Source organism: Paraburkholderia solisilvae (assembly GCF_902859875.1).
In the GTDB taxonomy this organism is placed as follows: domain Bacteria; phylum Pseudomonadota; class Gammaproteobacteria; order Burkholderiales; family Burkholderiaceae; genus Paraburkholderia; species Paraburkholderia solisilvae.
In genome coordinates this window covers 1-4,990 of record NZ_CADIKF010000107.1, presented here as the reverse complement: position 1 = coordinate 4,990, position 4,990 = coordinate 1, and the positions used below count along the sequence as shown (strand labels likewise).

The window sequence follows — 4,990 nt, the reverse complement described above, 5'->3', positions numbered from 1 at the left end:
TGGCCGTCATCGGCAGCGCGGCCACCGGCGTGGTCGGCGGCGCAGGCGTCACCACGGCCGGAGCGGCGACCAGCGCGGGCGCCGGCAACGGCGATGGGTCGCCCGGCAGCAATTTCGCGTCGACCGTCTCGCCCGGCACCGGCGCGGTGCGCACGGCGCTCTGCAGATATCGCGTGAGCAGGTCGAAGAAGCGGTCGTAGAACGCGCCGCCCTGAATCGTTTCGCTCGAAGTCTTCACCATTGCGTCGCTGTTCGAGCGGATCGGCAACGACACCGAGCCGAGAATGCTCAGGCCGACGCTGGCCGACGTATCGCTTTTCTTCAACGCGTAGCCGTTCTGCACGGCGTTGGCGTACACCACGCTCGAATTCACCGCATCGTCGCCGGCCGTGCACACCACGTGAAATTCGACGGTGTAGTGCGTATCGCTCGCCGGCTGGAAGTTCTTCGACGCATCGACGGTATCGGGCCGCGCGAGCGTCGTCATGTAACCCTGGCTCAGCAGCGCCCGCCGCGCCGATTCGCACGCCTCCGCGCTCGAGACACCGAACGTGCGCATGAACGGACTCGCATCGCTGCTGAGGAATTCGTCCTGGAGCTTTGGTTTGGGCGTCGACGAACACGCGGCAAGCGCGACGGCAAGTCCGGGCAACAGTGCGAGCGCGAATCGGGAGGAACGGGTGAGCATGGTGAAAGCCGGCAAACGGTGAAACATGGAGCACAAAGCACGGAGCGAAACACGGCACGAAACACGGCACGAAACACGGCACGAAACACGGCACGAAATGCGGCATGAAACATGGCACGACACACGGCACGACACACGTTACAGCGGCGCGCAGCGACCTCGCGCGGCACGCCGATCGGGCCGGCAAGCATTGTAGTGCGGTTCGCGACTGCGCAGCAAAACCGCGCGGTTTTCGCAGCGGCGGGCGGTCGCGGACCCGTTACCGGATTGCGCCGTATGCGGTCTCGCGCGGCAGTTCGATCGTGAATACGGTGCCGTGTTCCCCGTCCGACGTGACGCGGACCTTGCCGCCATGCATGTGCACGACCGTGCGCACGATATGCAGACCGAGTCCGAGCCCTTCGCGAGCGCGCGTCTCCGCGGAGCGGCCGTCGGCAGGGCGGCCGTTCGTGGTGCGCCGCCCGGCGGTGGCATTGCCGAACGCGTCGAACAGATGCGGCATCACGCCCGGCGGAATCGTGCCGCCGTTCGCAATGGTCAGCGTGACGTGCTGCGCGTCGCTGCCGTCGATATCGACGACGATGCCGCCGTCCGGCGTGCCGTGATGCAATGCATTGCTAACCAGATTGGAAATGGCCTGCCACAGCAGATCGGCATCCCAGCTGCCGCTGCAGTTGCCGCGCGATTCGAGCGCGATCCGCTCGCCTCCTTCCTGAGACGCGAATTCTTCGATCACCGAACCGCACAGCGCCGCGAGATCGGTCGTGCGCGGGCCAAGCGGCATGCGGCCGCCTTGCAGCCGCGCAAGGTTCAGCAGCTGATGCACCATCCTCGACATGCGCAGCGAACTGCTCTTGATGCGGTTCGCGACCGTGCCCGCCTGCTCGTCCGGCGCGTTGCGCACCAGGTATTCCGCGGACGCGAGCACCGTGCCGAGCGGCGTGCGCAGATCGTGGCCGAGCACGGCCATCAGCATTTCGTTCGCCTCCAGCAGTTGCCGGGTCGCGAGCAACTGGTCGGCGAGCTGCCGCTTGTGCTGTTCGAGCTGCACGAACACGTCGACCTTTGATTGCAGGATGCGCGGATCGAACGGCTTGTGCAGAAAGTCCACTGCGCCCGCTTCGTAGCCGCGGAAGGTGCGCGACGCGTCTTCCGTGGTCGCGGTCAGGAAGATGATCGGCACATGCGACGTGCGCGGGCTGCCGCGCATCAGCGAAGCGAGCTCGAAGCCGCTCATGCCCGGCATGTTGACGTCGAGGATCGCGAGCGCGGCATCGTGTTTGAGCAGCAGGTCGAGCGCCGCGTGGCCCGAATTCGCGACCAGCAGTTCGATGCCCGGCCGTGACAGCAACGCTTCGAGCGCCGTGATGTTATGTGCGATGTCGTCGACGATCAGAATGTTCACTGAGGAATGCGCCATAGCGTGGGATTACGAGGTGGCCTGCAGCGCGGCGAGTCGCTGGGCCATGATGGTTGGAGAAAAAACGTCGTCGACCGCTCCCCGAGCGATCGCCGCGCGCGGCATCGTAGCCGAGCTTGCCGTTTGCGGGTCCTGCACCCACGCGACGCCCCCCATCGCGCGGATCACTTCGAGGCCGTGCACGCCGTCGTCGTTCGCGCCCGACAGCAGAATGCCGAGCAGTCGCGACCCGTACACATGCGCGGCCGATTCGAACAGCACATCGATCGACGGCCGGGAAAAGCGCACCGACGAATCCAGCGACAGCGCGATCGTGCGGTCGTCGTCGACCAGCATGTGATAGCCGGGCGGCGCAACGTGCACGCGCCCGGGGGCAACGGTCTCGCCCGAGTCCGGCTCGACCACCGGCAGCTTGCAGCGGTAGCGGAGCGTCTCGAGCAGATAGCTGGGCACATCGGGCGGCAGATGCGATACCACCAGCAGCGCAAGCGGGAAGCCGGCAGGCAGCGCGGCCAGCAACGCGCTCATCAGTTCGGTGCCGCCCGCCGATCCACCGAGCACGACCGCGTCGAACCCGCGCGCGGAACGGGGCGCGGGAGGCGGGGCGGCGGCGCTGGCTCGGTCGTCTCGCATACGGGTCATGTTCGGTCGGTCGTGGTCGATTGGTCGATGTCTCGCAATCGCGCGGCGCAGGCGCGATTACCGCTTCTGATAAATGCGTTCGCGTTCCCGAAACTCTTCGAACCCGCCATATTGATTCGAAAAGCGCAGGCTTTCCTTGCTGCCGAGCCCTAAAAAACCGCGCCGCACGAGCGAACGCTCGAATAGCCCGACTGCGCGGTCCTGCAAGCCGCGATCGAAGTAGATCAGCACATTGCGGCACGACACCAGATGCGCTTCGAGAAACACTTCGTCGGTCGACAGGCTGTGGTCGGCAAACACCACGCGATCTCTCAGCGACCCGGCAAATCGCGCGCCCCCATACGCGGCATGGTAATAGTCGGACAGCGATTGCTTGCCGCCCGCCGCGAGATAGTTGCGCGAGAAGCCGGCGATGCGCTCGGTCGCGTAAATGCCTGTCTCGGCGCGTTCGAGCGCCTCCGCGTTGATGTCGGTCGCATAGAACAGCGTGCGCTCGGTCAACTCCGCCTCGTCGAACAGAATCTTAAGCGACCACAATTCCTCGCCGGTGCTGCAGCCGGCCACCCAGACCTTGATCGACGGGTAGGTCTGCAACAGCGGCAGCACGTGCTCGCGCAGCGCGAGAAAGTACTGCGGATCGCGAAACATATCGCTGACCTGCACCGTCAGATAGTGGAACAGCCGCCCGAAGTCCGCTTCGCTGCGGATGATGCGATCCTGCAATTGCGACAGCGTGCGCACGCCGAATTCCTCGAGCGCCTGCGCAAGCCGGCGCCGCAGCGACGACATCGCATAGTGGCGGAAGTCGTGCTGATACTTCAGGTAGATCGCTTCGAGCAGCAGCTTCAGCTCGATGTCGAAATCGTGCATCCGCTGCGGCGACAGCTCGTAGGACGAACGGCTCATCGGGTTCGGCTCCATGCTGCTTGTCACATGGCTCTTGTCTCTACCGCTGGCGCAGCCATACGCGGCACAGCGAGATCAGCTTGTCGACGTCGATCGGCTTCGAGATGTAGTCGTCGGCGCCTGCTTCGAGACAGCGCAGCCGGTCGTGCGCCATCGCTTTCGCGGTGAGCGCGATGACCGGCAGGTGCGCGAAGCGCGCATTCGCGCGAATCTGCGCGGTCGCGGTCAGGCCGTCCATCTCCGGCATCATGATGTCCATCAGGACCAGGTCGACGTCGACGCCTTTTTCGAGCAGATCGAGCGCCTCGCGGCCGTTGCGCGCGATTTCCAGCTTCGCGCCGAGCGGCTCGATGACATGCGACAGCGCGAAGATGTTGCGCACGTCGTCCTCGGCAAGCAGGATGGTGCGGCCTTCGAATGCATTGTCGCGCTGGCGCACCGTGCGCAGCATGCGCTGCTGTTCCGGCGCAAGCGACGATTCGACGCTGTGCAGGAACAGCGTCACTTCGTCGAGCAGCCGCTCCGGCGACTTCGCGCCCTTGATGATGATCGACTTCGAATAGCGGCGCAGCTGGTGTTCTTCGTCGCCGGACAGCATGCGGCCGGTGTAGACGATGACCGGCAGCGTTTGCAGCGCCGCATCGGCGGCCATCCGTTCGAGCAGATCGTAGCCGGTGCCGTCCGGCAACGCGAGATCGGTGACCACGCAATCGAACGGCGTGCTTTCGATCTGCACGAGCGCGTCCGCCAGCGTGGCGACGGCGACGATCTCGGTGCTGTCGCTTTGCAGCAGCGCGCGGATACTTTCGCGCATCGCGCGGTCGTCTTCGATGACGAGCACACGCTTCATATGCTGCTGCAGGCGCGTTTCGAGACGGCGGATCGCGGCCTCGAGCGTGGTGCGGGCGGTCGGCTTCAGCGTGTAGCCGACCGCGCCCAGATGCAGCGCCTTCTCGGCATGATCCGTCGCCGACACGATATGAATCGGAATATGCCGTGTCGCCGGATCGTTCTTCAGCCATTCGAGCACGGTCAGGCCCGAACGGTCGGGCAGACCGACGTCGAGCAGCACCGCCGTCGGTTGCAGGTCGCGCACCATCGCGACGCCGCTTGCCGCGTCGGTCGCATGCACGAAATCGAACTCGAGTTCGTGGGCGAGGTCGCGCAGGATCTCGGCGAACGCGGGTTCGTCTTCGATCGCGAGGATCAGACGTTTGCCGTGCCTGCGGTTGAGGCGGTCGTCGTCGATCGGTTGCGGTGTGGGTTCCGCGCCGAGGCGGCCCGACGTACGCGCGGCGCGCGGGGCCGCGGCCGGCGTGCCAGCGGCGGCGTTG

Annotated in this window: 5 protein-coding genes; all 5 read right to left on the bottom strand. The window is 65.6% G+C overall.

Translation table 11 applies throughout. From position 1 onward, the window contains the following. A partial coding sequence (locus tag HV675_RS31875; protein ID WP_175115435.1) for a DUF2242 domain-containing protein occupies window positions 1-688 on the bottom strand: 688 nt, incomplete at its 3' end. A gap of 259 nt (window positions 689-947) precedes the next feature. Beyond that, window positions 948-2,108, bottom strand: coding sequence for a hybrid sensor histidine kinase/response regulator (locus tag HV675_RS31870; RefSeq protein ID WP_175115434.1), 1,161 nt, complete (start codon window positions 2,106-2,108; stop codon window positions 948-950). Between the two features lie 9 nt (window positions 2,109-2,117). Continuing rightward, the gene (locus tag HV675_RS31865; protein ID WP_175115436.1) at window positions 2,118-2,741 is read right to left on the bottom strand and encodes a chemotaxis protein CheB; all 624 of its coding nucleotides are present in this window, start codon (window positions 2,739-2,741) and stop codon (window positions 2,118-2,120) included. Window positions 2,742-2,807: 66 nt separating this feature from the next. After that, entirely contained in the window at window positions 2,808-3,656 is an 849-nt protein-coding gene (locus tag HV675_RS31860; protein WP_175115433.1) for a CheR family methyltransferase, read from the bottom strand. Between the two features lie 40 nt (window positions 3,657-3,696). After that, window positions 3,697-4,990 (bottom strand): response regulator (locus tag HV675_RS31855; protein WP_175115432.1); only part of this gene is annotated, 1,294 nt, incomplete at its 5' end.

Bases quoted from the DNA above. Each gene is read 5' to 3' on its own strand.
- HV675_RS31870 (WP_175115434.1), bottom strand. From the start codon at position 2,108: ATGGCGCATTCCTCAGTGAACATTCTGATCGTCGACGACATCGCACAT.
- HV675_RS31860 (WP_175115433.1), bottom strand. From the start codon at position 3,656: ATGAGCCGTTCGTCCTACGAGCTGTCGCCGCAGCGGATGCACGATTTC.
- HV675_RS31865 (WP_175115436.1), bottom strand. From the start codon at position 2,741: ATGCGAGACGACCGAGCCAGCGCCGCCGCCCCGCCTCCCGCGCCCCGT.